This is a genomic window from Labrenzia sp. PO1, from assembly GCF_012273635.1.
GTDB classification, from domain to species: domain Bacteria; phylum Pseudomonadota; class Alphaproteobacteria; order Rhizobiales; family Stappiaceae; genus Roseibium; species Roseibium algicola.
The window spans coordinates 942,059-968,595 of sequence record NZ_JAAXCR010000002.1 but is presented as its reverse complement, the minus strand read 5'-3'; the positions used below and the strand labels follow the sequence as shown (position 1 = coordinate 968,595).

The window sequence follows — 26,537 nt, the reverse complement described above, 5'->3', positions numbered from 1 at the left end:
TGAGGCATCAGGTTTTCAACGAGACGAATGTTCCATGGTTCAGGCCGCAATTCTCGTCATTTTTCCGATGCTGGTCGCCTTTGGCGGCGCATCCGATCTGCTGACAATGACTATCCAGAACCGGGTTTCCCTGCTGCTGATCGCTGGGTTTGCCATTCTGGCGGTCGCGACAGGCTTGCCGTTGCAAGCCTGGGGGATGCATGCTCTCGCATTTGCTGTCGTCTTTGCCCCGTGTTTCCTGTTCTTCGCCTTCGGATGGATGGGCGGAGGCGACGTCAAGTTCATCAGTGCCATTGCGCTCTGGATTGGCTTTTCGCACGAACTGCTGATGTTCGTTCTCTTTGTTGCTGTCTACGGCATGTTCCTGACGCTGGGGCTTTTGGCCTTACGGCAGAATGCGGTGGTGCCGTCCGTGCTTTATCGGCAGGAATGGTTCGCTCGTCTGCATGACAGCAAAAGCGGCATTCCCTATGGCATCGCAATCGCGATTGCCGGTCTTCAGGTCTATTCCTCTACTTATTGGTTCGACCTCATTCGTTGAGGTCTTGTCCTGATGGGCTTTGGCTGCCGGGTCGAATCGCGCCTGGCCGAAGACCTGTTGGCGCTCGACTACCGTTATGGGTCATCACTTTGAAGTGAGCCATTTGCCCCTGGTTGGCAAATGCTAGCCGGCGAACGGATTTTTCTGCTTCAGGCCGCAGCAATCCAATTTGTCTGCAGGTGTTTCAGACAAGCAAAAACACGGTCTTTGAAGCTGTGAGACGGTGTTGTGGCCCAGTATTCGTTGCAGAATGCATCAATTTAAGAAAGTGTTCAGTAAAGTTAACGAATATTAACCGAAAACATCCATATCTGATTAACCATGTTTTGACCAATTACCCCTCATCCTAGTCGGGAACAGCGCATGTGCGCATTGGAATATTGGGTTTTGGTCATGAAAATCGCGCGAATTTTCGTCCTGGCAATTGCTGTAGCGGCAGGCATCATCGCTTTCCGCATGGTCATGATGTCGGGCAACAAGCCAGCAGAGCCTCAGATCGTACAGGCACCTGCCGCCGAGCAGACCAAAACGCAGGTTTTGGTTGCCCAAAGGGATATTCCGCTCGGTGCCAAACTCACGGCGGACGACATGAGCTGGGCGAAATGGCCTGAAGATGCCGTTCCCTTCGGAGCCGTGACGAAAGAGGCCTCGCCTCTGGCCAACGAGGAGTATGAAGGCCGAATCGCCCGGGCACCGATTTTTGCCGGTGAGCCCGTTCGCCCCGAGCGTCTTATTAATACCGACAAGGGCTTCATGGCGGCGATCCTGCCCAAAGGCAAACGCGCCATCGCCGTCAGTGTGGAAGCGGAAACAACGGCAGGTGGTTTCATTCTGCCGGGCGACAAGGTCGACCTGATCCTGACCCGCAAGTCGGATACGGGCGCTCTCAGCGAAACGATCCTGGAAAACATCCGCGTCTTGGCAATCGACAGCACGACCGCAGGCGAGCAGGACCAGAAGAACCTGTCACCAAAGCGCACGGCCACGCTGGAACTGACCCTGCCTCAGTCCGAGGTGGTCGCTCAGTCGCAGCAGATCGGCACGATCGCGCTTGCCTTGCGCAGTGCCCAGGATTCCGCCGATGACGCAGACGATGAGGGCGGTCGCCGCCGAGGTGTCAGCTACGTGAAATATGGCGTGACGAGCCAGGCAGGTGCGCAATGAGCCCGGTTGAAAACAGAACGTCCAGCAAGAGGGGCGCGATGAAAAACTATCTTCACAAGCTGGCTGCCACGGCTGTTTTGCTCGGAGGACTGATGGGAGTGTCGGCTCCGGCAGCACAGGCGGAAGGCAACTTCCCGAGCCAGGTCCATATCGCCGCCGGTGAACGGGCAACGGGCCGCATCCTGAATGTTGGTGTCGGCCGGTCGGTGGTGGTCAATCTCGCGGAAGATGCAGCCGATGTGCTGGTGTCCAACCCGGAAATCGCTGATGCCGTCCTCAGAACACCGCGCCGCATCTTCGTGATCGGCAACACCGCGGGTCAGTCTCGACTGGTTCTGTTCAGTCGCAGCGGTCGGGAGCTGGCCAGCTTCGACGTCCGTGTCGAAAAGGATACATCCGATATTACCCGGATCATCCGGAAGCTTATTCCCGGTTCCAACATTTCCGCAGAATCGATCAACGGCAGTGTTGTGCTCAGCGGGACGACCAAAAGCACGCTGGAAGCCCAGCAGGCAGCGGATATCGCGGCGAAGTTTCAAGGTGCCAAGGGCGCAAGCGAAGTCATCAATCTGATTTCCGTCGCCGGCAAGGATCAGGTTCACCTGAAGGTCACGGTCGCGGAAGTCGAGCGCTCGATCATCAAGCAGCTTGGCGTCCAGTTCCAGGGCACGATCGGCGTTGGCAATTTCACGCCCTTCATGTCCAGCCTGCCGAACTTCACGGTGAACCCTTCCATCGTGAACCAGGCAGTTGGCGGTACGCAGCTGTCTGCAGGAGCGACGAGCATCACCGCACAGGTGGAAGCCCTGCAGCGTGAGGGGGTTATCCGCACACTGGCTGAGCCGACCCTGACCGCGATTTCCGGCGAAAACGCAAGTTTCCTCGCAGGTGGCGAATTCCCGATCCCGATTTCCCAGCAGGACGGCGAGATCAGCGTCGAGTTCAAGAAGTTCGGTGTTGGTCTCGACTTTACACCCGTGGTTCTGTCCGAAGGTCGGATCAGTCTGCGCGTGAAGACCGAGGTCAGCGAACTGAGCAACGATGGCGCGGTCTCCGCAGGTGGGATCACCATTTCCGCCCTGAAGGTGCGCCGTGCGGAATCAACCATGGAACTGCCGTCCGGCGGCACGCTGGTGATGGCCGGTCTTCTGCAGGAATCCTATCAGCAGGCGATCGAAGGTGTCCCGGGTCTGATGCAGATCCCGATCCTGGGCGCGCTGTTCAAGAGCCGCGACTTCCTGCGTGAGCAGACGGAACTGGCGGTCTTCGTGACGCCCTACGTGGTTCAGCCGGTTGCAGTCAGCAAGCTGCAGCGCCCGGACAAGAACCTGATGGCGCCGTCGGATGCCGAGACGATTTTCCTGAACCGGCTGAACAAGATCTACAACCCGACCGGAGCCGCCGCCGAAGGCATCTATCACGGTCAGGTTGGCTTTATCTACAAGTGAGAACGGACGGATGAACATGTCAAACACGGTCCGCAGCAAGACGCTCTCGCAAACCGCACTTGTGGTCTTTGGGTGCCTGATCGCAGCCGGCTGCCAGAACCAGTCGCAGAGCCAGCTTCTGGCGTCTCACGACTACAGGCTGATGCACCCGATCGTGATCACTGAAGAGCCGGAAACGCTGGATCTCCCTGTTGGACGCAACACGCGTAACATCAACGGGCCGATCGAAAGCACCATTGCCGCCTTTGGCCAGCAGTCCCGGCAAAAGGGCGATGGATCCGTCGAGATCCTGGTGCCGTCTGGTGGGGCCAACGAGGCAGCGGTTCATTCCATCACGCCGAAGATCCGTCAGGCATTGCAGCGCGGGGGCGTTTCAAGGAACAGGATCAGCACCCGAACCTACTCGGTAGGTGATCCCGGCGCGGATGCACCGATCCGCTTGTCCTATGCGCGCATGCAGGCAACTGCGGGCGAGTGTGGGGCCTGGCCGAAAAACATCGGTGGCGGCTTCGGCGAAAACATCAACTACGAGAACTTCGGATGTGCCAGCCAGGCGAACCTGGCGGCAATGGTCGACAATCCGTCCGACCTGATCACGCCGAGAGCATCCGATCCTTCCGATCAGGGCCGGCGAGCTGTGGTCATAGAAAAATACCGGAAGGGTGAAGTCACCGCGGGTGACTTCACCGAAGGTGTCGGCGCCGAAGTTGCCGAGGACTAGGGGATAGCTATGAGTGCCAACCCAGACTTGAAAGATATGTCCGGCTACATGGATCCCATTTCCGAGCCTGCGGATCACAACTATGCGGGCAGCGATGATGGTCTCCATATCGGCTCCATCCCACGCATCACGGTGCACGGCTTCTGCCTGACCGACGCCACCATGCGGGTGGCGGAAGCAGCCATGGAAGACCGGCGCATGGCAAAGGCGCACCTGAAGCTGGATATGGGCGGTATTCCGGCGGCGATCGAAACCTTCGAACAGGCTCCGACACCGAACCTGATCATCGTTGAGACGTCCGGCAGGCGGGAAGACCTTCTGTCGAGCCTCGATCATCTGGCCGAATATTGTGACGCCGGTACAAAGGTGATTGTCATCGGTGATGTCAACGATGTCATGCTGTATCGCGATCTGATTTCCCGAGGCGTCAGCGAGTATTTGATCACGCCTGTCAGCGTGTTCCAGCTGATCGGCTCAATTGCCAACCTTTATGCCGATCCCGAGGCTGAGCCGCTTGGCCGGACCATCGCGTTCTTCGGCGTAAAGGGAGGCTGCGGTGCTTCGACTATCGCTCACAACGGGGCCTGGGCACTTGGCCGCGTGTTCCAAAGCGAGGTCGTGGTGGCGGATCTGGATCTGCCATTCGGCACGGCCGGGCTGGATTACAATCAGGATCCACTCCAGGGCGTTTTCGAGGCCGTGTCTTCTCCGGAGCGCCTGGACGAAACGTATCTCGATCGCATCCTGTCCAAATGCAATGAGCACCTGAGCCTGCTGGCCGCACCGGCAACGCTCGAACGCACCTACGACTACAGCGAGAAGTCCTTCGACCTGCTGGTCGAGACAATGCGCGCCGGGGTGCCGAGCGTCGTGCTGGACGTGCCGCATTCCTGGAATGCCTGGGTCAAGAACACACTGCTTGGCGTCGACGAGATCGTGCTTGTCGCGGAGCCGGACCTTGCCAACCTTCGCAATGCCAAGAACGTTGTCGACATGTTGAAGCAGCTGCGGCCGAACGACCGCCCGCCGCATCTCATCATGAACAAGGTCAACGTTCCCAAACGCCCAGAGATCAAGCCGGAAGAATTTGCCGGAGCACTCGGCCTGTCGGTTCACGCGATAATCCCGTTCGAACCGCAGCTGTTTGGAACCGCCGCCAACAACGGTCAGATGATTGGTGAGATTGACGGCAAGCACGCGATTGCGCGCGTGTTCGACGACCTGGCACACACCATCTCCGGCAAGGCCCAGCCCGTCAGGGCGTCCAGGTCGAGCCTCGGTGGTTTGCTTTCGAAACTGAAGCGGAAGGCCGGCTAGGCCGGCCTGAGAGCGGAGCAGATAGTTCGTTATGTTTGGTAGACGTGGCAGCTCATCGTCTGGACCCCAGACCCTTCGGCCAGGTGGCATACCCGGGTTGCAGGACACGCCTGCGCCGGCGGAACAGGCTAAACAGCCGGAACAACCGGCGCCGCAGAAGAACCAGACCGAGCCTTCCCAGCCGGCGGCCGCGCCGACACCTCCGCCACCGCCTCCGCCGCCCGAGCCTCAGCCGGCAGCCCCGGCAGCTCGGAAGAAGAACAGCGAATATTACGAGACCAAGGCCCAGATCTTCAATGCGCTGGTCGAGGCGATCGACCTGTCACAGCTGGCTCGTCTCGATGCCGAAGATGCCCGCGACGAGATCCGCGATGTCGTGAATGACATCATCGCGCTTAAAAACGTGGTGATGTCCATTTCAGAGCAGGAAGACCTGCTGGAAGACATCTGCAACGACGTACTTGGTTATGGTCCGCTTGAGCCTCTGCTGGCTCGCGACGACATCGCCGACATCATGGTCAATGGCGCACACACGGTCTATATCGAAACCTCCGGCAAGGTTGAGCAGACCGGTGTGACGTTCCGCGACAACGCGCAGTTGATGAACATCTGCCAGCGCATCGTGAGCCAGGTCGGCCGCCGCGTTGATGACAGCAGCCCGATCTGTGACGCCCGTCTTCCCGACGGCTCCCGTGTCAACGTTATCGCGCCACCGCTCGCCATCGACGGCCCGGCCCTCACCATTCGTAAGTTCAAACGCGACAAGCTGACACTTGACCAGTTGACCAAGTTCGGCTCGATCACGCCGGAAGGGGCGACGATCCTGCAGATCATCGGCCGTTCACGCTGTAACGTGCTGATTTCCGGCGGTACCGGTTCGGGCAAGACGACGCTGCTCAACTGTCTGACTGCCTATATCGAGAGCACCGAACGCATCATTACCTGCGAAGATTCTGCCGAACTGCAGCTGCAGCAGCCGCATGTGGTGCGCCTGGAGACGCGTCCGCCCAACCTGGAAGGGGAAGGCGAGATCACCATGCGCGATCTCGTCAAGAACTGCCTGCGTATGCGTCCTGAGCGGATCATCGTGGGCGAAGTGCGTGGCCCGGAGGCATTCGATCTCCTGCAGGCCATGAATACCGGTCACGACGGCTCCATGGGAACCCTGCACGCCAACTCCCCGCGAGAAGCCCTGTCCCGTCTGGAATCCATGATCACCATGGGCGGTTTCTCGCTTCCGTCCAGAACCCTGCGCGAGATGATCGTCTCGTCCATCGATGTGGTGGTCCAGGCGGCGCGTCTTCGCGACGGTTCCCGCCGCATCACCCATGTGACGGAAGTAATGGGCATGGAAGGCGACATCATCACCACCCAGGATGTCTTCCTCTACGACATTGTCGGCGAAGACCCGAACGGCAAGATCATCGGCCGCCACCGCTCCACCGGAATCGGTCGTCCGAAATTCTGGGAGCGGGCAAGATACTTTGGCGAAGAAGCCCGTCTGGCACAGGCACTGGATGCTGCCGAGATGCCTGAATATGTAGCTGATTGAGGACCCCATGTCCGGACTTGAAGAGTTTCTCACGCCTGAAATCACCGGCCTGGCCGTCGCCGCCCTGGTGATGCTTGCCGTTGGCGGCATCATCTACAGCCTGTTTCAGCCTGCTCTGTCCGGCTCCAAGCGGCGCGATCAGCGCGTGAACGCGGTCGCAGCGCGGCCCCAGAGCGAAAATCAGCGCAAGGCCCTTCGTGATGTCGACCGGCGCAAACGGTCGATCCAGGATCAGCTGAAGGAATTCGAGGTACGGCAAAAGGCCAAGCAGGACAAGCAGCAGAAGGTCTCGCTGAAGGTCAAGATCGAGCAGGCCGGCCTGGCCTGGGAGACCCATCATTTCGTGATCTTCAGTATCGTTGCCGGCCTGGTCTTCCTGATCCTTGGATTGATTTTCAGCGGAAATCTGCTCATTGCGGCAGCCTTCGGCTTTGCCGGCACGCTGGGTTTTCCCCGCTGGTACGTTTCCAGCAAGCGCAAGCGCCGCTTCAACGCGTTTCTCGACGAGTTGCCGAACGGCGTCGACATCATCGTGCGCGGCGTCAAGGCCGGTCTGCCGCTAAGCGACTGCATCAAGGTGGTTGCCCGCGAAGCCCGCGAACCTGTCGCGACCGAGTTCCGCAAGATCACCGAAACCCAGATCATGGGGATTTCGCTTGCCGAAGCGGTCGGCAAGTTGCCCGAACGAGTTCCGCTGGCAGAAGCCAACTTCTTTGCCATCGTGGTTGCCATTCAGCAGAAGGCTGGTGGTGGCCTCGCCGAAGCATTGAACAACCTGTCCAAGGTGCTGCGCGGCCGCAAGGCCATGAAGCGCAAGATCAAGGCACTCAGCGCAGAAGCGAAATCCTCCGCCGGGATCATCGGTTCATTGCCGTTTTTCGTCGGTGGGATCATGTACCTCATTTCGCCGAACTACATTCTGGTTCTGTTCGAGACCACGGCCGGAAACATCATCATCGCTGGCTGCCTGTTCTGGATGTTCTGCGGCATCATGGTGATGCGCGCGATGATCAACTTCGACTTCTAGGAGACGACATGGATATCGATACCATCGCATCCAGTCAGTTTCTGGCAGCTGTTCTGGCCATGGTGGCGGTCACGGGAACCATCTTTTCCCTGGTGATGCCACTTCTGTCCCGCGACACGTTGAAATCGCGGATGAAATCGGTCGCGATCGAGCGCAATAAGCTGCGCGCCAAGGAGAGGGCCCGTCTTCAGGCAGCCCAGGCAGACGCCAAGGCTTCCCTGCGAAACCAGCCCAAGGCGCAGATGAAAAGCCTTGTCGACCGGCTGAATCTCAAGGAAGCGCTTTCCGATGAGAGCACGGTCGAAAATCTCAGAATGGCCGGCTACCGCGGCTCCGCACCGCTTTACTACTTCCTGGTTGCGCGCATAGCGTTACCTGTCGGTATCTTCGCCTTCACGGTGGCCTACGCATTTCTCGTGCTGCCCGACGACTTCCCGGCATTGTCGAAGCTCTGCTTCTGTCTGGGTCTTGCCGGCCTCGGCGCTTTCATGCCGAACATCTATCTGAAGAACAAGATCGACAAGCGCAAGCTGACCATCCAGCGGGCCTGGCCGGATGCACTGGATCTCATGCTGATCTGCGTGGAATCGGGCATGTCCATCGAAGAAGGTTTCAAGCGCGTTGCGGAAGAAGTCGGTGTGCAGTCGGTTGAGCTGGCAGAAGAATTATCGCTCACGACGGCCGAACTGTCTTACCTGAGCGACCGCCGTATCGCGTATGAAAACCTGGCGAAACGCACTGGTGTCGAAGGTGTGAAGAACGTGATGATGGCGCTTATCCAGGCCGAGCGTTACGGTACGCCTGTCGGCACGGCCTTGCGCACGATGGCGGACGACACCCGCGAGCAGCGCATGCAAATGGCCGAACAGAAGGCTGCATCCCTGCCGCCGAAGCTGACGGTGCCGATGATCATGTTCTTCCTGCCTGTGCTGTTCTTCATCATCATGGGGCCGGCAGTGATTCAGGTGATCAACACCTTCCAATAGGCAGCAGGTTTGCTCTCCGGCGGGCTTATGCCGGCGGCCCAGGGGTCTCTCAGCGACAACCGAAAACCGGATGCGTCAAACGCGCAAAAGGAGTGCCGATGTTGAGCAGCACTCCTTTCGTCGGTTTCCGATTTTTCTGGATTTAGTTCTGGCCCGACGCGGGCAGCTGACGGCCGTACAGTCATTTAGAAAAGCGGGACTATCGAAACCGCGTTGTTGCCTCAGCCCTGCTGGCGCTTCTGCATCATGGTGCGCAGATAGGCGATGTTGGCCTGGGCCTGCTGCGGATCGATCTCGGACTGGGCCACCTGGATGGCTTCGTCAAACTTGCCCTGGATGCCAAGCACCAGGGCCAGGTTCTGGCGAACGCGGCTGTCTGCGCCGGGCAGGGTGGCTGCCTTGCGCAGGGTATATTCCGCGTCGGGCAGATCATTGGACAGCAGATACGACAGGCCCAGGTTGTTCAGGAGACTGGGATCGTTTGGCGCGATGATCAGTGCCTGCTTGTAGAGGCTGCGGGCCTTGTCGTGGTTGCCGGTCTGATCGTAAATCGCCGCTTCAGCGGACATCAGCCTCCAGTCCGGCGTGTCCGGCCTCTGGGCACCACGAATGACGTTCAGCGCTTCGTCGAAACGACCGTTCATCGCAAGGACCTTGCCATAGGCGGAAGAGATTTCCCGGTCCTTGGGATGTGCGATCACGCCGGACCGAAGAACGGCCATGGCCTGCGGTATTTGTCCGTTCTGGCTGAGAGCGCTGGAATAGCCAAGAATGGCACTGCGGTCTTTGCGATCGCGCTCATAGGCCTTGGACCATTTGGACACCTGTGCCAGTGCCTGCGAGGAGCCCGGCGAAGTGTAGCCGGAGGCAGGGGAGTGGGTGCCGGTGTTGGCGCGGTTGGAAGCACAGCCAGTGACAACGACAAGCGCCGACATGGCCAGCAGCGTCGTAGCGAGACGAGTGCGACGGCGAACGGAACCGGTTCTGGGCGATTGCATTTCCAACATCCTTGTTGTCGGCGGCTTTCAGGTTTCCTTATGAGAAATAGATAATTAACCCTAATGCTTGGTTAAGCACCGTTGCGAAATGCGAGAAGCGGTGCGCATCGACGCGCACCATATTGCGTCCGAACGCCGGGCATCCTAGGTCTTGAAGATCGAATCCAATCTCCAACGGAGGTCCTCCCGTGCGCGAAAGCCTAGTCCGCAAGAGCGATGTATCCAGCTCCACGCCCATCCACGCCGTCACCGAGGCAAGCCTGCCCCAAGTTCTGGATGGGCTCGGATCAGCAGCATTGAACTGGTGCAAGGTCAACGATTTTGCAGGCAAGCCCGCAACATCCCTGCTTGTCCCGGGAGCAGACGGTGCCGCGGTGCTGTTCGGCGTAGAGGATGGCGGTCTGTCGCATCCGCTGGCACTAGGCGGCCTGGTCGCGGGACTGCCGGAAGGCGATTACCATCTTGCCGAGGGGTTTCCGGATCCCGAACAGGCAGCGCTCGGCTTTGCCCTCTCCACCTATTCCTTTACCCGCTACCTGAAAAACGAAGGCAAGACCCGCCGTCTTGCCGTTGACGAGACCGTCGACCTGGATCGACTCGGAACGATTCTCGACGGGGTCCAGCTGGCGCGTGATCTCATCAATACGCCCGCGAACGACCTTGGACCGGCGGAACTGTCCCAGGCCGTTGTCGCCCTGTTCAAGCAGCATGGCGGCACCGGGCGTATCGTCATCGGGGAAGACCTTCTGGAAGAAAACTTCCCGATGGTGCACGCAGTCGGCAAGGCCAGCAGCCGGGCGCCGCGCCTGGCAGACTTCACCTGGGGTGAAGAATCCGCGCCCAAGGTCACTTTGGTGGGCAAGGGCGTCATCTTCGATACCGGCGGTCTCAACCTGAAGCCGGGCTCTTCCATGGCGCTGATGAAAAAAGACATGGGTGGGGCGGCCAATGTGCTGGGCCTTGCGTCCATGATCATGGCGTCAAAGCTTCCTGTTCGCCTGCGGGTCATCGTTCCCTGTGTCGAAAACGCTGTTGCCGGAAACGCCTTCCGGCCGGGAGACATCCTGCCGAGCCGCAAGGGGCTGACCGTGGAAATCGGCAACACCGATGCCGAAGGCCGGTTGATCCTGGCCGACGCCCTGGCGCTTGCAGACGAGGAGAGCCCGGAAATCCTGATCGATATGGCAACGCTCACCGGTGCTGCCCGCGTTGCTCTGGGGCCGGATCTGCCGCCTTACTACACGGACGACGAGGAACTTGCCGAGGATATCGCGGTCATGGCCGAGGCTGCGGCCGACCCGCTGTGGCGCATGCCGCTGTGGCAGCCCTATCTGAAATATCTCGACAGCAAGGTTGCCGATATCAATCACATCAATACATCCGGCGCTGGATTCGCTGGGTCGATCACGGCGGCGCTGTTCCTGTCCCGCTTTGTCGAGAACACTGGCAGCTGGGTTCACTTCGATATTTTCGGCTGGACCCCGATGGAAAAGCCCGGAAAACCGATGGGTGGGGAAGCCCAGGGCATTCGTGGTCTGTTCGATGTCCTCTCGGAGCGTTTTGCGGGCGCACAATAACGGCTCCGAAACGTTTTCGTGCTTCGATGGTCATGGAGATGGATGGGGGAAAAGGATGGGACCCTGTAACTCATGGCCGTCGAATTGCGCGCCTCGCAGGCGCTGAAACTGATGCACGAGGTCAATCTGGCGCTTGTTCGCGATAGCGAACAGGATCTTTCCGCGCGCCAGTTGACGATCCTGATGACAGTCTATCTGGAGCCGCCGCCGCATACGGTGCGCGGGTTGGCTGCCAAGTTGAATGTCACCAAACCTGCCATCACCCGGGCGCTTGACACTCTGGGCGGTATGCGGCTTTTGTCGCGCAAGCGCGACGAAGCCGACAAACGCAATGTGATCATCACTCGCACGGTGGAAGGTGCGCTTTATCTGGAGCAGCTTGGCGATCTCGTGGTGGAAAAGGCCCGGGAACTGCCGCGCTGACAGTCCAATCCATTTCGGGATCGACTATCGACCATGACCGAGACCTTCGACCGCCGCCGCCATCCGGTCCGAGCCGACCTTGCCGCCATCGACTATGAAGGCCGGGCAGCCGCTAGCCGTTTCGCCGAGGGCGAGGTGTTTCAGGTCATTGCCGACCAGCTGCCGATCCGGCCTGAACCGCGCCCGGACCGGCCGATCGACACCGAGGCCCTCAGCGGCGAGTGGGTGACCGTTTACGAGCAGACACCGGAAGGCTGGGCCTGGGGACAGCTCGACACGGACGGCTACGTCGGCTGGTTCTCCTCCGACGACCTTGGGCCGGTGAAGCCGGCAACCCACCGGGTGCGCGCCCTTCGGACCTACCGTTACCCGGTTGCCGACCTCAAGTTTCCGCCACTCGGGCTCCTGTCCATTGGCTCGCTGGTCACGGTTATCGGTGAAACCGAAACGCGTGGGCTGTCCTATGCGCTCCTCAGCGATGGGTCGGCGGTTGTTGCCAAACATCTTGTGCCGCTGGACGCCGTTGAGGATGACTGGGTGGCTGTCGCCGAAGAGCTGCTCGGCACGCCCTACCGCTGGGGTGGACGCTCGAGCCTGGGTCTCGATTGCTCAGCGTTGGTGCAACTTGCGGCGCAGACAGGCGGACACGACCTGCCGCGCGACAGCGACATGCAGGAAGCGGAAGCCGGCGAAGCCGTTCCGCACGACGATCCGGCCGCATTGAAACGTGGTGATCTGCTGTTCTGGAAAGGCCATGTCGGCATCATCGCGGGCGAGAATCGCCTTTTGCACGCCAACGGCTTCACGATGACCGTCGCCTATGAGCCACTGGACAAGGCAATTGATCGCATCGCGGCAACGGAATGGGGCGCGATCACGAAGGCGCGGCGCCTGCCGGAGTTGTAAGTGGGCTGAATGTAACTGTGCCCCGGGCATTCAAGTGCTCGCCCGGGGTTTTGTCGGCTGTGGTCTTGTGTTTGTCTAATCTACGCGAATTTCTCAGCCGGGGAACGTCTGGACGCCAATGGATTCGAGTGCGCCGGACTTCGGGTTCTTGACCAGGCAAAGCTGGCTTTCAGTTCCCTGAATGAAGCAGACCATGGGACGCTCTTCCTGGCGGGCCAGCTCATAGGTCTCCCGTGTCACGCCTTCTTCTGCATAAAACGGAAATTCGCCGGCCTCCGGGCCCTCAGCGCCTTCAGGCCAGACCGGCAGCTTGGCGGATGTCGCGACATCGGTATAGCCACTGATCCAGTCCAGCAGGGCTGCCTGCATGTCGGTGAGGGTTTCGATGCCGTAAAAACCGAACAGGTCGTTCTGATCAAAGGTAGCCTGATATTCAATGCCACCGGACTGATTGAAGACCGCGAGCGAGACCTCCGCAGACCCGCATTCGCCCTGTGCATCGGCTTCAACCGAATAGGTGTCCAGCCAGACCGCTTCGACGGACTGCGAGCATTCTTCCGCCGCTGCATTCTGGCTCAGCGGGAGCGCGAGCCCCCCAAGCACCACGCCGGTGATCGCGATGTTAAGTGTCTTGGAAAAAAGGAAATTCCGGAACGACATACCTGCCTCCAAATCGACTCGGATCGAGCCGGCCGGACTGTAGACCCGAGGTAGAACAGCAGCAACAGATTTGCTGCGTCACCCCTTGGGTGTCATCGCCAGCTGGGGTTCGGCACTGGAAGTGTCCTTTGCCACGCTTTCGAGTTCTCCCAGCTCGAGATCCTCGATCCGGCGGCTGCGCTTGGAGATCTTGTCGGAGGAAATCAGGATCTGGTCGATATCCTTGTTCGCCTGCGCGAAATGGGCCTGAAGTTTGCCGACGCGGTCGTTCAACCGGCTGACATCGGCAACCAGGTGGCCGACTTCCGCCTGGATCAGATGGGCCTGCTCGCGCATCTTGGCATCGCGCAGCACCGACTGGATCACCTGGATCGACAGCATCAGCAGCGACGGCGAGACGATCACCACCCGGGTGCGGTGCGCCTTCTGGATCAGATCCTCGAAGCTCTCGTTGAGTTCTGCAAACACGCTTTCCGATGGCACGAACAGGAACGCGGTATCCTGCGTCTCGCCGGGCAGAAGGTATTTCTCGCCGATGTCCTGAATGTGTTTGGTGAAGTCGCGGCGAAACTGGGCCTGGGCATATTTCAGCTGGTCGTCGGTTTCCGCATTGCGCAGCAGGTTGAAGGCTTCCAGCGGAAACTTGGCGTCGATGGCCAGGGGCGGCGCACCGTTCGGCATGTGGATCAGGCAGTCCGGGCGGCTGTTGTTCGACAGCGTTGCCTGGAAGGAGTAGGTGCTGGGCGCCATCTGGTCCTGAACAATCGCTTCCATCCGGCCCTGACCGAAAGCGCCGCGGGTCTGCTTGTTGGACAGGATTGCCTGCAACTGGCCAACCTGGCCGGAGAGATCGGTAATCGTGCGCTGCGCCCGGTCGATCACCGCCAGCCGCTCGTGCAGGTGCCTGAGGCCGTCCTGCGTGCGCTTGCTGGTGTCGGCCATCGAAAGGTTCAGCTTGTGGCCCATGCCGTCCAGGCGCTCGTTGACGGCGCGCATCATGTCGGACTGCCGCGAGCCGAACACTTCCGCCATGGTCTGCATGCGGCCGGTCATTTCCCCCTGAGATTTCAGAAGTTGCGAGAGATGGCTTTCCAGCTCGTGAATGCGCTCGCCGGCCACTGCGTCCGATTCGGCACGCAAACGGATCTCCCGCATGGTCTTCAGGACCAGCCAGACAATCAGCGCCAGAAGAAACAGGCCGCCGGCGATGGCAGCTTCCAGAACCGTCACCGGACGGCCACTCAAATCGAACAGGATCTCATTCATGAAACAAACATAGAACGATTCGGGGCGAAGGCCCATCCGCGCGGCAGGAGAGAGCTGTGGTCTTGTACCAGATAGCAGGTCCGGTCGAAGGCGTTGAAAACGGGAGGCTGCCGCGCTATTTCCGCGTTGACCGGAGCGCTCTGATTTCTTATGTCAGGCGCATGACAATACGCCCGATCATCACCATTCCCGATCCGGTCCTGCGCGAGGTGTGTGCACCTATCGTGACCGTCGACGACGACGTCCGCAAACTGGCCGACGATATGCTGGAAACCATGTACGATGCCCCCGGTATCGGACTTGCCGCCAGCCAGATCGGGCTGCTGCAACGCATCTTCGTGCTGGACGTCGCCAAGGAAGACGCGCCGAAAGAGCCGATGGTGTTCATCAATCCGAAGATCGTCTGGTCGAGCGAGGACCTGTCCGTCTATCAGGAAGGTTGCCTGTCGATCCCCGATTACTACGAGGAGGTCGAGCGGCCTGCCGAAGTAACGGTCCAGTTTCTCAACCGGGAAGGCGCCGAACAGGAGATCAAGGCTGACGGGCTTCTGGCAACCTGTATTCAGCACGAGCTTGACCATCTCAACGGGAAGCTGTTCATTGACTACCTGTCGAAGCTGAAGCGCGAACGCGTTGTCAAGAAATTCACCAAGCAGGCAAAGCTGGCCGGAAAACTCTGATCCGCTGCTGCCTGGCTGAAACCGGGGGGCGGCATAAATGGATCAGGTCCTGTTCCTGAAACTCTTCGCTGCGCTCTTTGCAATCATGAACCCGATTGCAAACCTGCCGGTGTTCTTGTCGCTCACCGCCGACAAAGGGCCGGGGTTTGAGCGCAAGGTTGCCCTGACGGTGCTGATTGGTCTTGCCCTTGGCTCCGCATTCATCGGCCTCACGGGCGACGCCATTCTCAAGGTCTTCGGCATCAGCCTGGATGCGTTTCGGCTTGCCGGTGGTTTCCTCATTCTCCTGATCGCGCTCAATCTCATCTCCGGTGAGAAGAGCAAGGCGCATCACGGGACGGACGAGGAACAGGAACATCATTCCGAACAGGACAATCCTGCAATCTATCCGCTGACCGTACCGATCCTGCTCGGACCGGGAACGATCTCGACCATGATTATCTACCGTGGCCAGGTCACGGATCTTTCCCACGAAATTGCGTATATCGCTGCCATCGCCGCCTCCATCGCCGTTCTCGTAGGCACATTCTTCGCCGCTCCGTTCCTGTCGAAGTTCCTCGGCCAGACCGCAACCAGCGTCATGAGCCGCCTGATGGGGATGATCCTGGCGGCCATTGCGATGGAAATGATGGTCGGAAGCCTAAAGGTCCTGCTGCCAGGCCTGGCTTGAAGCGAGCTGACGCCACGCAGCAGGCCTGATCGATTTCGCACTTCCAGGAAGGAGACGCGCTGGGTGCAGGGGTGCCAAACAACGCACGTTGCCCCCTTGCAACACCCGCCGCGAGACGCAATAAGGGCGCAGATCTTCAAAACCCCTCAGGAGCCTCATGTCCTTACGCGTCATCTTCATGGGCACCCCGGATTTCTCGGTGCCGACCCTCATGGAAATCGTCGGCCAGGGCCACGACGTGGTCGCCTGCTATTCGCAGCCGCCGCGTCCTGCGGGCCGGGGCATGGACCTGAAGAAATCGCCGGTTCATGAGGCCGCTGAATCTTTCGGTATTCCGGTGTTCACGCCGCAGAGCCTCAAAGGGGCAGAAGAGCAGGAGGCCTTTGCGGCCTTGAATGCAGATGTCACGGTGGTGGTTGCCTACGGCCTTCTCCTGCCGAAGCCGATCCTGGAAGCGCCGGAATACGGTTGTCTCAATCTTCATGCTTCCATGTTGCCACGCTGGCGCGGCGCGGCACCCATCAACAGGGCGATCATGGCCGGTGACAAAGAAACAGCCGTTCAGGTGATGCGCATGGAAGAGGGGCTCGATACCGGCCCCGTCTGCATGTCGGAAACCGTTGCCATCGGCGAGAACATGACGGCCGGAGACCTTCACGACAAGCTGTCTTCGCTCGGCGGGGATCTGATGGTTCGGGCGCTGGCGGCCTTGTCGCGCGGGGCGCTTGGCGACCAGACCCAGGCAGAGGACGGTGTCACCTACGCGGCCAAGCTCTCCAAGCAGGAAACCCGGATCGACTGGTCGAAACCGGCTGCGGAGGTTCACAATCACATTCGCGGCCTGTCACCCTTTCCCGGTGCCTGGTGCGAAATGCCGCTCGGCGGCAAGATGGAACGGGTCAAGGTCCTGCGCAGCACGCTTGGCGAAGGCTCCGGCACGCCGGGATCCGTCCAGACCGGTGGGGATGTGCCGGTGATTTCCTGCGGTGCGGGTGCCGTACGTCTGGAACAGGTTCAGCGGGCCGGCAAGAAGCCGATGAGCGGCGCGGAATTCCTGCGCGGAGCATCGCTTTCTGACGGCACGGTTCTGGACTAATCTGAGGTTCGAGGAGACCGACATGACCCAAGCTGCCGAAGCTGCCGGCCTTGCCATCAGAAACGTGACTTCTGACGATGAAGCTTCCGTCAGAGAGCTGGTCACCGCTGCCTTTCCGTCCGACATGGAAGCCCGCCTCGTGCACACGCTGCGTCATTGCGGTGCTCTGGTGCTGGAACAGGTCGCGGTCGATGCCGGCGGCCGGATCGTCGGACATATCGCCTACAGCCGTGTCACCCCGGCTGCCATCGGTCCGGGGCAGGGAATGCAGGTTGTCTGCCTTGCGCCTGTTTCCGTCTGGCCGGACCTGCAGAAGACGGGCATCGGTTCGGCGCTGATCAAGGCCTCTCTGGAAAGCCTGAAGGATCTGGGAGAGGATCTTGTTCTGGTGCTCGGCCCGCCGTCCTATTATCCGCGCTTCGGTTTCGATCCCGTGCTGGCACGCAAGGTGCAGGGACCTTATGCGGGCGATGCCTTCATGGCGCTTGCGCTGACGGAAGCCGGATCGCGGGACCTGCCAATCGAGGTGGCCTTCGCCACACCCTTTGAAGAATTCGAGTAATGCCCCGCTACAAACTGACGGTGGAATATGACGGCAGGCCGTTCAGCGGCTGGCAGCGCCAGGCGAACGCGCCGTCCGTCCAGGCGGTGATCGAACGTGCCGTCAAGGCATTCTCCGGTGAGGAGGTGACCATTGGCGGCGCCGGTCGCACAGACACCGGCGTCCACGCCACCGGGCAGGTCTGCCATGTGGATCTTTCGAAGGACTGGGACGCAAGAACGGTCATGGGGGCACTGAATTTCCATTGCCAGCCCCATCCGGTGGTGATCCTGGATGCTGCGGAAATGCACGAAGGCTTCGACGCGCGCTTTTCCGCGATCCGACGCTCCTACCGCTATCGCATTCAAAATCGCCTGCCGCCGCTCACCCACCAGCTTGGGCTTGCCTGGCATGTGAAGGTGCATCTCGATGCGGACGCCATGCACGCGGCCGCGCAGGAATTCGTCGGTCATCACGACTTCACCACCTTCCGTCACACGCGCTGCCAGGCAAAAAGCCCGGAAAAGACGCTGGAGGAATTCTGGGTCTACCGCGAGGGCGAGTTCGTCATTGCCGAATGCTCCTCACGGTCCTTCCTCCACAATCAGGTGCGCTCGATGGTCGGCTCCCTGCGCCTGGTCGGTGAGGGCAAATGGGGGCCGGGTGATGTCACCAGGGCCCTGCAAGCCCGCGACCGGAACGCCTGCGGCCCGGTCGCGCCGGCAGACGGGCTTTACCTGACCCGTGTCGACTACCGCTCGGCGGAAATGGACATCGAACTCAAGAAGGACTGGCAGTCCCGCAGAGCCGTGTTGGCTGCTGGAGAAGGCGAAGAAGACGGCGACGCGTGAGAGGACCCCCGTTAGCCCGTCACAACGTCTCCTCGGGTATCTCCACGCATTTCTTGTAGAGATGCCAGGTCGTATGACCGAGGATCGGCAGGGACACGACCAGACCCAGGAACGCCGGTGCCATCGACACGATCAGAACCGCGGTTACGACAAAGGCCCAGCCGATCATCGGGACGGGCGATGTGAACACGGCCCGCACGCTGGTGATCATGGCTGTGATGAAGTCCCGGTCCTCCTCCATCAGCAACGGGAAAGACACCACGGTCAGCGAGAACAGGATCAGCGACAGGATTGCACCCACCACGTGGCCAACGGCCAGGAACATCAGGCCTTCCGGGGTGGAGATGACCTGGGTCAGAAACTCGTCGAACGAGGCAAACGACCGGAAGCCGAGGAACAGCGCGAGCAGCAGGCGTACCTGATACATCCACATGATCTGGATGAACAGAACCACGAAGGCCATCCAGGAAAGTTCCCGCCCCTTTTGGGCCCACATGGTGCCGAAGATGCGTGACCAGGAAAGCTCCTCACCATTTTGGAGACGCCGGCTGACCTCGTAGAGACCAACCGCAGCGAATGGCCCGATCAAGACGAAACCGGCCGCTGCCGGATAGGACAGGTAACTCATGTTGAGGGCGGCCGCGCTCAAGACGACAAACAGGCCCCCAAGAGCGAAAAACGCGCCGATCGCCAGGCCGTAGACCGGCGCCCTGCGGAAATCGGCCAGACCCGCAGCGAACGCGTCGATCACGTCGTTGACGGTAATCTTGTTGACCTTTGGCATGGGCCGCAATCCAGTTGTTGCGGATGCCCCGCTATCGTGAGGGGTTGACGTGTTGTCACTCATCAGGCGGCTTCCTCCCAAAAGCATATTGCCCGCCCGCCTCCCGCGGACAGGCAATCTTAGGCACGGAACGGTGTCCGGCTCAATCGGGAGAAGGGCTTATGCGCCGGTTAAATCCGACGTGAAGCGCGGGCAGACCTGCGTGCCATGTTATCCAGTCGTGAAAATGGGGAGCAGGGCTTTGGGCCCATCCTTCGAGACGGCCTGGCGGCCTCCTCAGGATGAGGCTGCGGTTTGCTGAAGCCTTTCTTCCCCGTATCGCCTCATCTTGAGGAGCCGCGGTAGCGGCGTCTCGAAGGATGGGCCACAAACGCTGTGCCCACCGCTCTCACAGGCAAAGCGGCAGGCGGGTCTGTTGCAGGCGAAGCAAGGCAGGGCCTCACTCGGTAGCCGGTTTCTTGTCCATGTCGGCGGCTGCGGCAGCCGCAGCTGCTGTGACGGCTTCCTTTTGCTTGTCGTCCAGCTTCGTGGTGTCGGGAATGTTGACCCGCACCTCCTTGCGCGCGAATTGGATACCGTTTTCCTCGAACGCCTGTTGAACGCGCTTGTAGATTTCCTTGCGGATGCCGAACTGCTTGCCGGGTTTGGTGGTGTACTTGCCGCGCACCACGATGCCGACGTCGTCGACATCGGCAACGCCCTGTCCCTTGAATGGGGCCAGAATGTCGTCCTTGAACTCTTCCATCTCCATGATTTCCTGGCCGATCCGCTTGAAGAGCTTGCGAACCTTCTCGACATCCGTGTCGAAAGGAACGGTGAACTTCAGCTTCATGATCACCCAGTCTCGGGACAGGTTGGTGAGCTTCGGAATTTCGCCATAGGGGACGATATGAACGGCACCACGCGTACCGCGCAGCTGCAGGGACCGGATCGAGATTTTCTCGATAGTGCCCTGTGTACCGCCCGCATCGATGAATTCACCCAGACGGAAGGCATCGTCCATCAGGAAGAAGATGCCTGAGACCACGTCGCGCACCAGGGTCTGCGCCCCGAAGCCGACTGCCAGGCCAACGACACCGGCACCGGCCAGAAGCGGCGTGATGTTGATGCCCAGCTGGCTGAGGGCGAGCAGTGTGGTCAGGGTCAGGATCGTGATCTGCACGACGACGCGGATCAACGGCAGGATCGTTGCCAGGCGCGACTTGCCGGCCCCACCCATCTCCGCGTCTTCATCTTCGTTGGAAGGCGGCGGCGAATCCTTGGCGAGCTGGTGGGCAACCCAGAGATTGGTGATTTCCCAGGCAAGGTAACCGGCGGCCAGAATAAGCAGGAAGATAACCGTATGCCGGGCGACCGAGGACCCGTCTTCCGCGCCGAGCGCGAGCAGATTGAGACCATAGATCCTGCCGACCATCAGCACCAGGAAGGCAAGCAGGGCCACGCGGGCAATGCGCACGTAGCTGTGCCGGGTCTGCATATGGGCAGCTTCCGCAACCGGACCTTCCCCGCGCATGGGCGGAACGATGTGGGAGACGATGCCGCGTACCATCGTGTCGAGAAACGGCGCGAACACGACCAACGCAATCACGGCGAGAGAGCGTCCCGCGGTCAGCGCCTCGATGCCCATGCTGGTTGTTATCTGAACCAGCAGCCAGTTGAAGGCGATGAAGGCAATCGAGAAATAGGGCCAGAACCGGGCCATGCGTTCCAGGCCGCTGGTTGGCTGGTGCTCATCACCCAGAATGATGCTCGTCAGGCCATGACGGGCGTTCCAGATGACCATGGCGATCCAGAGATTGACGCCAAAGCCGATGAAGAAGCGGAAGGTTTCGGCAACATCTCCGTCGCCGGCCTCGATCATGATGTTACGCAGGAAGAACGTGACGCCAACAAAGGCGAAGAGGCTCGTGAAGCTGCGGTAAAGCGACTTGGCGGTGGTGTCGTCCGCGGTGACGAGGCGCAGCTCGCTCCGATGCGGGGCCAGGGCAAAACGCAGCAGGGCTGCGACGATGCGTGGCAGGAAAACGATCCAGTATACCGCCTGAAAGGCAAAGGCTCTGGCGACAGGATCGAAGATCGCGATCTTGCCGACAGCGAAGGCGACGATTGCAAAAACAATCAGCCCGCCAAGATCAAGCGCGGCACGTGTGGAGACCAGTTTGACAGTCTCAAAGAGGCTGTGGGGCGCATGGCTCTGGATCTTTTCCCGGCGGGAAGCGAAAAGCCGGTTGACCAGGAATTCGGCGGCAAACCCGGCTGCCAGGATGAGGGCGATGGCACCAATGAAGATATGCACCGGTCCTGCGACCGTTCCCGCAAACAGTGCGCCGATACTGGAGAAAAGGCTGCTGAAGAGCTCCGGCAAGGTTCTGAAATTGTTGGCAATCAGCGCGCCGAACTGATCGGCTGCAGTCTGCACTTTCTCGATCAGTTCGACTTCTTCTGACGGAGGCGGGGTCTGCGCGCCCTTGGCTGCGGCACCTTGCTGCAGCAGGGTCATCAGGTCGGTCAGCGCCTTTACCTGTTCCGGATCGAGATCGGAGACAAGCTTTTCCATGGCTTCGGGCTGAAGTTGCGACGGAAGGTTTTTTCCGGTGTCCTGTGCGTTGGCCGGCAGTGCCATAGTGGACAAGAACGCCAGAAATACTGAGAATGCACAGGCAGTTAGTCTAGTCTTCCAGGCACCGGTCATCAGCGAGCCCCCTCGTCGGCAGTGAACCTTCAAAATTAGGATTGGCACGCCGAACGTGCAAAATCCATTAAAATTACCCAAGGTAATAGGGGTGCAAACTATACGACTGGCACAATTCGCATGATTACGCACTGGCCAAGGCCGGTGCGACTGTGTAACAGACCTTGATCCGGCCCGCGTATGCGTCTACCTCCTTGCCAGATCAATCGAACCTGAGCTGGATGGAATGACAACGCCCCCACAGAGCGCGAATACTGCCCCGGGGCCGATCTGGGCCCTTTTGAGCCCTATCGGTCGTATGGGCCGGGAACCCTATTGGCTGTGTTTCCTTGTCAGCTGGATCATCTTCGGCATTGCGCTGCGGATATGGTGGCTTTCCTCCGCTGAAACGCCGACGCCTGAATCCATGATTTCCGGCGACTACATCGGCACGAATCCGCTGTTTCCGGTTCTGTTCTTCGTTCTGCAGTGGGTGGAACTGGCACTGGTCGTCAAGCGTCTGCAGGACATCGGTCAGAGCGGGTTCCTCGCACTTTTGATCTTCGTTCCGATTTTGAATGTGATCATGCTGATCTTTCTCGGCGTTGTGCCGAGCCAGGGCCAGCCGAACCGCCATGGCCCGATGCCAAACAGCTACTGGCGCAAGCGCTGAACGCGCGTGAGCCTTGCATACGACTAACCAAAGAGACTGTTTCATGCCCACTTCCGCCGTCGCAATCGCACAGGACCTGATCCGTTGCCCGTCCGTGACCCCTGCCGAAGGCGGCGCGCTGGCATCGCTGGAAGCGTTGCTCGGCAAGGCCGGGTTTGCCGTGTCGCGCGTCACGTTCCAGGACGAGGACACGCCGGACGTGGAGAACCTGTTTGCTTCCATCGGCAGCGGTGCACCGCATTTCGTCTTTGCAGGCCACACGGATGTGGTTCCGGCCGGTGCCGAGAGCGACTGGCGGCACGGCCCGTTTGAGGGGACCATCGACAACGGCATGCTGTTTGGCCGGGGCGCAGTCGACATGAAAGGCGGCATCGCGGCCTTTGCAGCAGCGGCGCTTGCTTACGTTGCCGAAAAGGGCCCGGATTTTGGCGGCACGATTTCCTTTCTCATCACCGGCGACGAGGAAGGCCCGGCAGTCAACGGCACCGTCAAGCTGCTTCAGTGGGCCAGGGAACAAGGGCATGTGTTCGATGCCTGCATCGTCGGTGAGCCGACCAATCCGGATGTGCTCGGCGATGCCATCAAGGTCGGGCGGCGCGGATCGCTGTCCGGCACCATCACGGTCCGGGGTGTCCAGGGCCATGCCGCCTATCCGCATCTGGCTGACAACCCGATCCCGGGCCTGGTTCGCCTTCTGGCCGCGCTTGACGCGCTGGAACTGGACAAGGGCAACGAACGCTTTCAGCCGTCCAATCTGGAGATTGTCTCCGCCGATGTCGGTAATCCGGCCTTCAACGTCATTCCGGCGCGGGCAGAAGCCCGTTTCAACATTCGTTACAATGACGAATGGACGCTGGAGAGCCTCAAGGCCCGCATCACCGAGACGCTTGAAGCGGTAGACCTTGGAAATCTAGCGCTTGGGCTGGAGTTCAAGCGCGATGCCAGCGAATCCTTCCTGACGCGGGACGAAGTCCTGATCGAAGCCCTGAGCAAGGCTGTGGAAGCGGAAACCGGCCGGGTTCCGGAGCTTTCAACGGGCGGAGGAACATCAGACGCCCGCTTCATAAAGAACTACTGCCCCGTCGTGGAATTTGGCCTTGTCGGCCAGACGATGCACAAGGTGGACGAATGTGTCGCGGTTGAGGACCTTGACCGGCTGGCAGCAATCTACAAAAAATTCCTCTTCAGCTATTTTTCCGGAGCAGACGGGAATTGATCAGCAAGGTCGAAATTCGCGCGGCATTGGACGGGTCCTGGTTGCTTCTGCGCAACCGTCCGGAAGGAATGGCGTTTTTCGACCAGTCCATTCAGGGGTTCTGGCGTTCGTTCTCCGTCATCTTTCTGCTGGTGCCGGTTTACGTGGTCAGTTGCCTTGCGGAAAAGCGGCTCTTTTTCGCCGAGAACCTCTACCATCCCGACGCCTTTCCGAACGGTAGCTACTGGTTTGCCCAGTTCCTGGGAATGGGCGTCGACTGGCTGGCACTACCGTTGTTGCTGGCGTTGCTGGCAGCGCCGATAGGCATTTCGAACCGCTACGTGTCTTTCATTGTCGTACGCAACTGGACAAGCCTGCTCGCGTCGGTGCCGTATCTCTTTACCTACATCCTGTTTCTTCTGGACGTTATCTCGCCTGGCATCGTTGTCTTGTTGTCGCTGACCTGCCTCTTTGTCGTGATCTGGTATCGCTACCAGGTCGCCCGCATCGCGCTTCAGACGACCGTGAGCCTGACCATCGGCGTCGTCGTCCTGGATGTGTTGCTCACGCTCGTGATTTCCCAGGTGGTCGGGCTTTTGTGGGGCGCATGAAAAACCCCGCCGGGTTAGGGCGGGGCTTTCCGGATTTCCAGATATCAAGGCGCTCGCGGCGCCCCCTGGTCTGCGTCAGTCGCGCAGAAGTTCGTTGATGCCGGTCTTGGAGCGGGTCTTTTCGTCAACCGTCTTCACGATTACGGCGCAGTAAAGGTTCGGAGCGGCTTCGCCGTTGCCCATCACGCTGGACGTCGGCATGGAACCTGCAACAACCACGGAGTAGGGCGGTACTTCGCCGTAGGTGATCTCGCCGGTCATGCGGTTGACGATGCGGGTGGACTGGCCAATGAAGACACCCATGCCGAGCACGGAACCTTCGCGCACGATGCAGCCTTCGACCACTTCGGAGCGTGCGCCGATAAAGCAATTGTCTTCGATGATCACCGGACCGGCCTGGAGCGGTTCCAGAACGCCGCCGATGCCGACGCCGCCGGACAGGTGGACGTTCTTGCCGATCTGGGCGCAGGAGCCGACGGTCGCCCATGTGTCGACCATTGTGCCTTCGTCAACAAAAGCACCGAGATTGACGAAGGACGGCATCAGGACCACGCCCTTGCCGATAAAGGCAGAGCGGCGAACGATGCAGTTCGGCACGGCGCGGAAACCGGCGTTTTCAAAATCCATGCCGCGCCAGCCGTCGAACTTGGACGGCACCTTGTCCCACCAGGTGGCGTCGCCGGGGCCGCCCTTGATGATGTCCATCGGGTTCAGGCGGAACGACAGCAGAACAGCCTTCTTGGCCCACTGGTTGACCGCCCAGTCGCCATCCTTCTTCTCCGCAACGCGCAGCTTGCCACGGTCGAGCAGGTTCAGAGTTTCCTCGACCGCGTCCCGGACTTCACCGGTGGTCGTGGTGTCGATGGCTGCACGGTCTTCGAAAGCGGCGTCGATGATCTTGGACAGGGAAGCGAGATCGTGGGTCATCAGGCAGATGGTCTCCGGGCGTTAACATTTCTGGCGCGGACCTAAGCTGCCCGGCAAGGTGCTGTCAAGCACGGGAGGGTCGGCAGATGTCCTGTAGCCGTCAAACAAGCCGCCATTCTCGGGGGAATGCTGGCTGGATTACACCTGCCGTCCAGGTCGATGAGTTGAGAAAAAATAAAATGTTGGTTGCGATCACGGCAGTTTAAAGCGGCGACCAAATCGCTAGGGTGAAATCAATTCAACAAAATCGACAAGAGTACGTTCCGTGGAATTATGGATCCCGATCACCATTGCAGCAGCGTTCTGCCAGAACCTGCGCACGGCCCTCCAGAAACACCTGAAAGGTCAGCTTGGCACCACCGGGGCAACATTTGTGCGGTTCGGCTACGGCGTGCCTTTTGCGATCGCCTATGCCGCCGTGCTGCACGTCGTGTTCAAGTTCCCGCTGCCTGAACCGACACCAACGCTTTTGATTGCCGGTGCCCTGGGTGGTCTGGCGCAGATTCTCGGCACGTTTCTGCTGATCCACCTGTTCTCCTTCCGCAACTTTGCCGTCGGGACCGCCTATTCCAAGACAGAACCGATCCAGGCGGCGCTCTTCGGCTTCGTCGTTCTCGGCGAACACATTTCCCTGGCGGCTGGACTGTGCATTCTGGTCGGCGTCATCGGTGTGGTGGTCATTTCCCTGGCACGGGTTCCGTTGACACTGGCTGCCATCCGCACGTCGCTAGTCGGACGTCCTGCATTGATCGGCCTTGCCTCGGCTGCCTTTTTCGGTGCGTCCGCCGTCGCCTATCGCACGGCTTCACTGTCGCTGGAAGGCACCGGGGTACCGATGCAGGCCGCCTACGCGCTGGTTTATGCAACGGCTTTCCAGACAATCGTCATGGCAAGCTGGATGGTGCTGCGTGAACCCGACCAGTTGCGTGCCAGTCTTCGCGCCTGGCGAGCAGCCGTCTGGGTTGGCGCTTCCGGCGTGGCCGGGTCTGTCGGCTGGTTCACGGCAATGACGCTGCAAAACGTTGCCTATGTGCGCGCACTTGCCCAGGTCGAACTCGTGTTCACCTTTCTGGTGTCATGGCTGGTGTTCAAGGAAGCGATCGCCCGGTCCGAGATTTTCGGCTGCATGCTCATCGTTGCGGCGGTCGTGGGGGTTATCCTGCTGCGTTAGAACAGCACAAAAGCTCTGAAGCAATATCGCTCAATCCCTTCAGTCAAACTGTAAAGTGACCTTTAGGCATTTGTTTCGTTT

General features: G+C 60.0%; 26 protein-coding genes. 20 read left to right on the top strand and 6 right to left on the bottom strand.

The features are described 5' to 3' along the window. Positions 1 to 34 precede the first annotated feature (34 nt). The 8 genes from HCG46_RS12345 (at position 35) to HCG46_RS12310 (ending at position 8,756) form a co-directional block, all read left to right on the top strand. Positions 35 to 541: a prepilin peptidase gene (locus tag HCG46_RS12345; protein WP_022999752.1), complete on the top strand. Its 507-nt coding sequence runs from the start codon at positions 35 to 37 to the stop codon at positions 539 to 541. Between the two features lie 393 nt (positions 542 to 934). Then, positions 935 to 1,705 (top strand): Flp pilus assembly protein CpaB, encoded by a 771-nt coding sequence (gene cpaB, locus HCG46_RS12340; RefSeq protein WP_031268903.1) that lies wholly within the window; start codon positions 935 to 937, stop codon positions 1,703 to 1,705. 38 nt (positions 1,706 to 1,743) lie between these two features. Continuing rightward, on the top strand, positions 1,744 to 3,153 hold the full coding sequence (locus tag HCG46_RS12335) for a type II and III secretion system protein family protein (RefSeq protein WP_077290872.1): 1,410 nt from the start codon (positions 1,744 to 1,746) through the stop codon (positions 3,151 to 3,153). Positions 3,154 to 3,169: 16 nt separating this feature from the next. Next, positions 3,170 to 3,874, top strand: a complete 705-nt coding sequence (locus tag HCG46_RS12330; RefSeq protein WP_209009450.1) for a CpaD family pilus assembly protein — start codon at positions 3,170 to 3,172, stop codon at positions 3,872 to 3,874. Between the two features lie 9 nt (positions 3,875 to 3,883). Next, on the top strand, positions 3,884 to 5,191 hold the full coding sequence (locus HCG46_RS12325) for a CpaE family protein (RefSeq protein ID WP_205838476.1): 1,308 nt from the start codon (positions 3,884 to 3,886) through the stop codon (positions 5,189 to 5,191). Positions 5,192 to 5,222: 31 nt separating this feature from the next. Next, on the top strand, positions 5,223 to 6,743 hold the full coding sequence (locus HCG46_RS12320) for a CpaF family protein (RefSeq protein WP_168686407.1): 1,521 nt from the start codon (positions 5,223 to 5,225) through the stop codon (positions 6,741 to 6,743). A gap of 7 nt (positions 6,744 to 6,750) precedes the next feature. After that, a complete protein-coding gene (locus tag HCG46_RS12315) occupies positions 6,751 to 7,770 on the top strand; it encodes a type II secretion system F family protein (protein ID WP_022999758.1) in 1,020 nt (339 codons plus the stop codon). An 8-nt stretch (positions 7,771 to 7,778) separates the two neighbouring features. After that, positions 7,779 to 8,756, top strand: coding sequence for a type II secretion system F family protein (locus HCG46_RS12310; RefSeq protein ID WP_022999759.1), 978 nt, complete (start codon positions 7,779 to 7,781; stop codon positions 8,754 to 8,756). A gap of 221 nt (positions 8,757 to 8,977) precedes the next feature. On the opposite strand, the gene HCG46_RS12305 is transcribed toward HCG46_RS12310, so the two are convergent. Next, positions 8,978 to 9,754, bottom strand: coding sequence for a tetratricopeptide repeat protein (locus tag HCG46_RS12305; protein ID WP_051990112.1), 777 nt, complete (start codon positions 9,752 to 9,754; stop codon positions 8,978 to 8,980). A 188-nt stretch (positions 9,755 to 9,942) separates the two neighbouring features. On the opposite strand from HCG46_RS12305, the gene HCG46_RS12300 reads away from it, so the two are divergent. From HCG46_RS12300 to HCG46_RS12290, 3 genes are all read left to right on the top strand, one after another. Further along, entirely contained in the window at positions 9,943 to 11,331 is a 1,389-nt protein-coding gene (locus HCG46_RS12300; RefSeq protein WP_168686406.1) for a leucyl aminopeptidase family protein, read from the top strand. Between the two features lie 72 nt (positions 11,332 to 11,403). Then, a complete protein-coding gene (locus HCG46_RS12295) occupies positions 11,404 to 11,754 on the top strand; it encodes a MarR family transcriptional regulator (protein WP_006934185.1) in 351 nt (116 codons plus the stop codon). 33 nt (positions 11,755 to 11,787) lie between these two features. Then, on the top strand, positions 11,788 to 12,660 hold the full coding sequence (locus HCG46_RS12290; protein WP_168686405.1) for an NlpC/P60 family protein: 873 nt from the start codon (positions 11,788 to 11,790) through the stop codon (positions 12,658 to 12,660). A gap of 93 nt (positions 12,661 to 12,753) precedes the next feature. On the opposite strand, the gene HCG46_RS12285 is transcribed toward HCG46_RS12290, so the two are convergent. Then, the gene (locus HCG46_RS12285) at positions 12,754 to 13,320 is read right to left on the bottom strand and encodes a hypothetical protein (RefSeq protein ID WP_168686404.1); all 567 of its coding nucleotides are present in this window, start codon (positions 13,318 to 13,320) and stop codon (positions 12,754 to 12,756) included. A 78-nt stretch (positions 13,321 to 13,398) separates the two neighbouring features. Then, entirely contained in the window at positions 13,399 to 14,586 is a 1,188-nt protein-coding gene (gene rmuC / locus HCG46_RS12280; RefSeq protein WP_035908085.1) for a DNA recombination protein RmuC, read from the bottom strand. A gap of 161 nt (positions 14,587 to 14,747) precedes the next feature. Here rmuC and def point away from each other — a divergent pair, with 161 nt between their 5' ends. The 5 genes from def (at position 14,748) to truA (ending at position 18,424) form a co-directional block, all read left to right on the top strand. After that, positions 14,748 to 15,266: a peptide deformylase gene (def, locus tag HCG46_RS12275; RefSeq protein ID WP_031268905.1), complete on the top strand. Its 519-nt coding sequence runs from the start codon at positions 14,748 to 14,750 to the stop codon at positions 15,264 to 15,266. A gap of 37 nt (positions 15,267 to 15,303) precedes the next feature. Beyond that, positions 15,304 to 15,936 (top strand): NAAT family transporter, encoded by a 633-nt coding sequence (locus HCG46_RS12270; protein ID WP_055657472.1) that lies wholly within the window; start codon positions 15,304 to 15,306, stop codon positions 15,934 to 15,936. A gap of 157 nt (positions 15,937 to 16,093) precedes the next feature. Further along, on the top strand, positions 16,094 to 17,032 hold the full coding sequence (gene fmt / locus HCG46_RS12265) for a methionyl-tRNA formyltransferase (RefSeq protein ID WP_168686403.1): 939 nt from the start codon (positions 16,094 to 16,096) through the stop codon (positions 17,030 to 17,032). 22 nt (positions 17,033 to 17,054) lie between these two features. Further along, positions 17,055 to 17,594: an N-acetyltransferase gene (locus HCG46_RS12260; protein WP_077290865.1), complete on the top strand. Its 540-nt coding sequence runs from the start codon at positions 17,055 to 17,057 to the stop codon at positions 17,592 to 17,594. Further along, positions 17,594 to 18,424, top strand: a complete 831-nt coding sequence (gene truA / locus HCG46_RS12255; protein WP_168686402.1) for a tRNA pseudouridine(38-40) synthase TruA — start codon at positions 17,594 to 17,596, stop codon at positions 18,422 to 18,424. Before HCG46_RS12260 ends, truA begins: the two co-directional genes overlap by 1 nt. A gap of 19 nt (positions 18,425 to 18,443) precedes the next feature. Here the strand turns inward: truA and HCG46_RS12250 are convergent, their stop codons facing one another. Beyond that, entirely contained in the window at positions 18,444 to 19,208 is a 765-nt protein-coding gene (locus HCG46_RS12250; RefSeq protein ID WP_022999770.1) for a DUF2189 domain-containing protein, read from the bottom strand. Between the two features lie 439 nt (positions 19,209 to 19,647). After that, positions 19,648 to 21,831, bottom strand: coding sequence for a mechanosensitive ion channel family protein (locus tag HCG46_RS12245; protein ID WP_209009449.1), 2,184 nt, complete (start codon positions 21,829 to 21,831; stop codon positions 19,648 to 19,650). Positions 21,832 to 22,126: 295 nt separating this feature from the next. Here HCG46_RS12245 and HCG46_RS12240 point away from each other — a divergent pair, with 295 nt between their 5' ends. The 3 genes from HCG46_RS12240 to HCG46_RS12230 are packed head-to-tail and all read left to right on the top strand — an operon-like array spanning position 22,127 to position 24,358. Then, positions 22,127 to 22,552 carry a DUF805 domain-containing protein gene (locus HCG46_RS12240; protein WP_031268909.1) on the top strand — a complete coding sequence of 142 codons (426 nt, stop codon included), beginning with the start codon at positions 22,127 to 22,129 and terminating at the stop codon, positions 22,550 to 22,552. A gap of 43 nt (positions 22,553 to 22,595) precedes the next feature. Then, a complete protein-coding gene (dapE, locus tag HCG46_RS12235) occupies positions 22,596 to 23,768 on the top strand; it encodes a succinyl-diaminopimelate desuccinylase (RefSeq protein WP_168686400.1) in 1,173 nt (390 codons plus the stop codon). Next, entirely contained in the window at positions 23,765 to 24,358 is a 594-nt protein-coding gene (locus HCG46_RS12230) for a hypothetical protein (protein ID WP_022999774.1), read from the top strand. The genes dapE and HCG46_RS12230 overlap by 4 nt, the downstream gene beginning before the upstream one ends. Positions 24,359 to 24,433: 75 nt before the next feature. Here HCG46_RS12230 and dapD read toward each other — a convergent pair whose 3' ends face one another. Further along, on the bottom strand, positions 24,434 to 25,288 hold the full coding sequence (gene dapD, locus HCG46_RS12225) for a 2,3,4,5-tetrahydropyridine-2,6-dicarboxylate N-succinyltransferase (protein WP_088665171.1): 855 nt from the start codon (positions 25,286 to 25,288) through the stop codon (positions 24,434 to 24,436). A gap of 262 nt (positions 25,289 to 25,550) precedes the next feature. Between dapD and HCG46_RS12220 the strand changes: the two genes are divergently transcribed. Then, positions 25,551 to 26,456: an EamA family transporter gene (locus HCG46_RS12220; RefSeq protein ID WP_022999776.1), complete on the top strand. Its 906-nt coding sequence runs from the start codon at positions 25,551 to 25,553 to the stop codon at positions 26,454 to 26,456. Positions 26,457 to 26,537 lie beyond the last annotated feature (81 nt).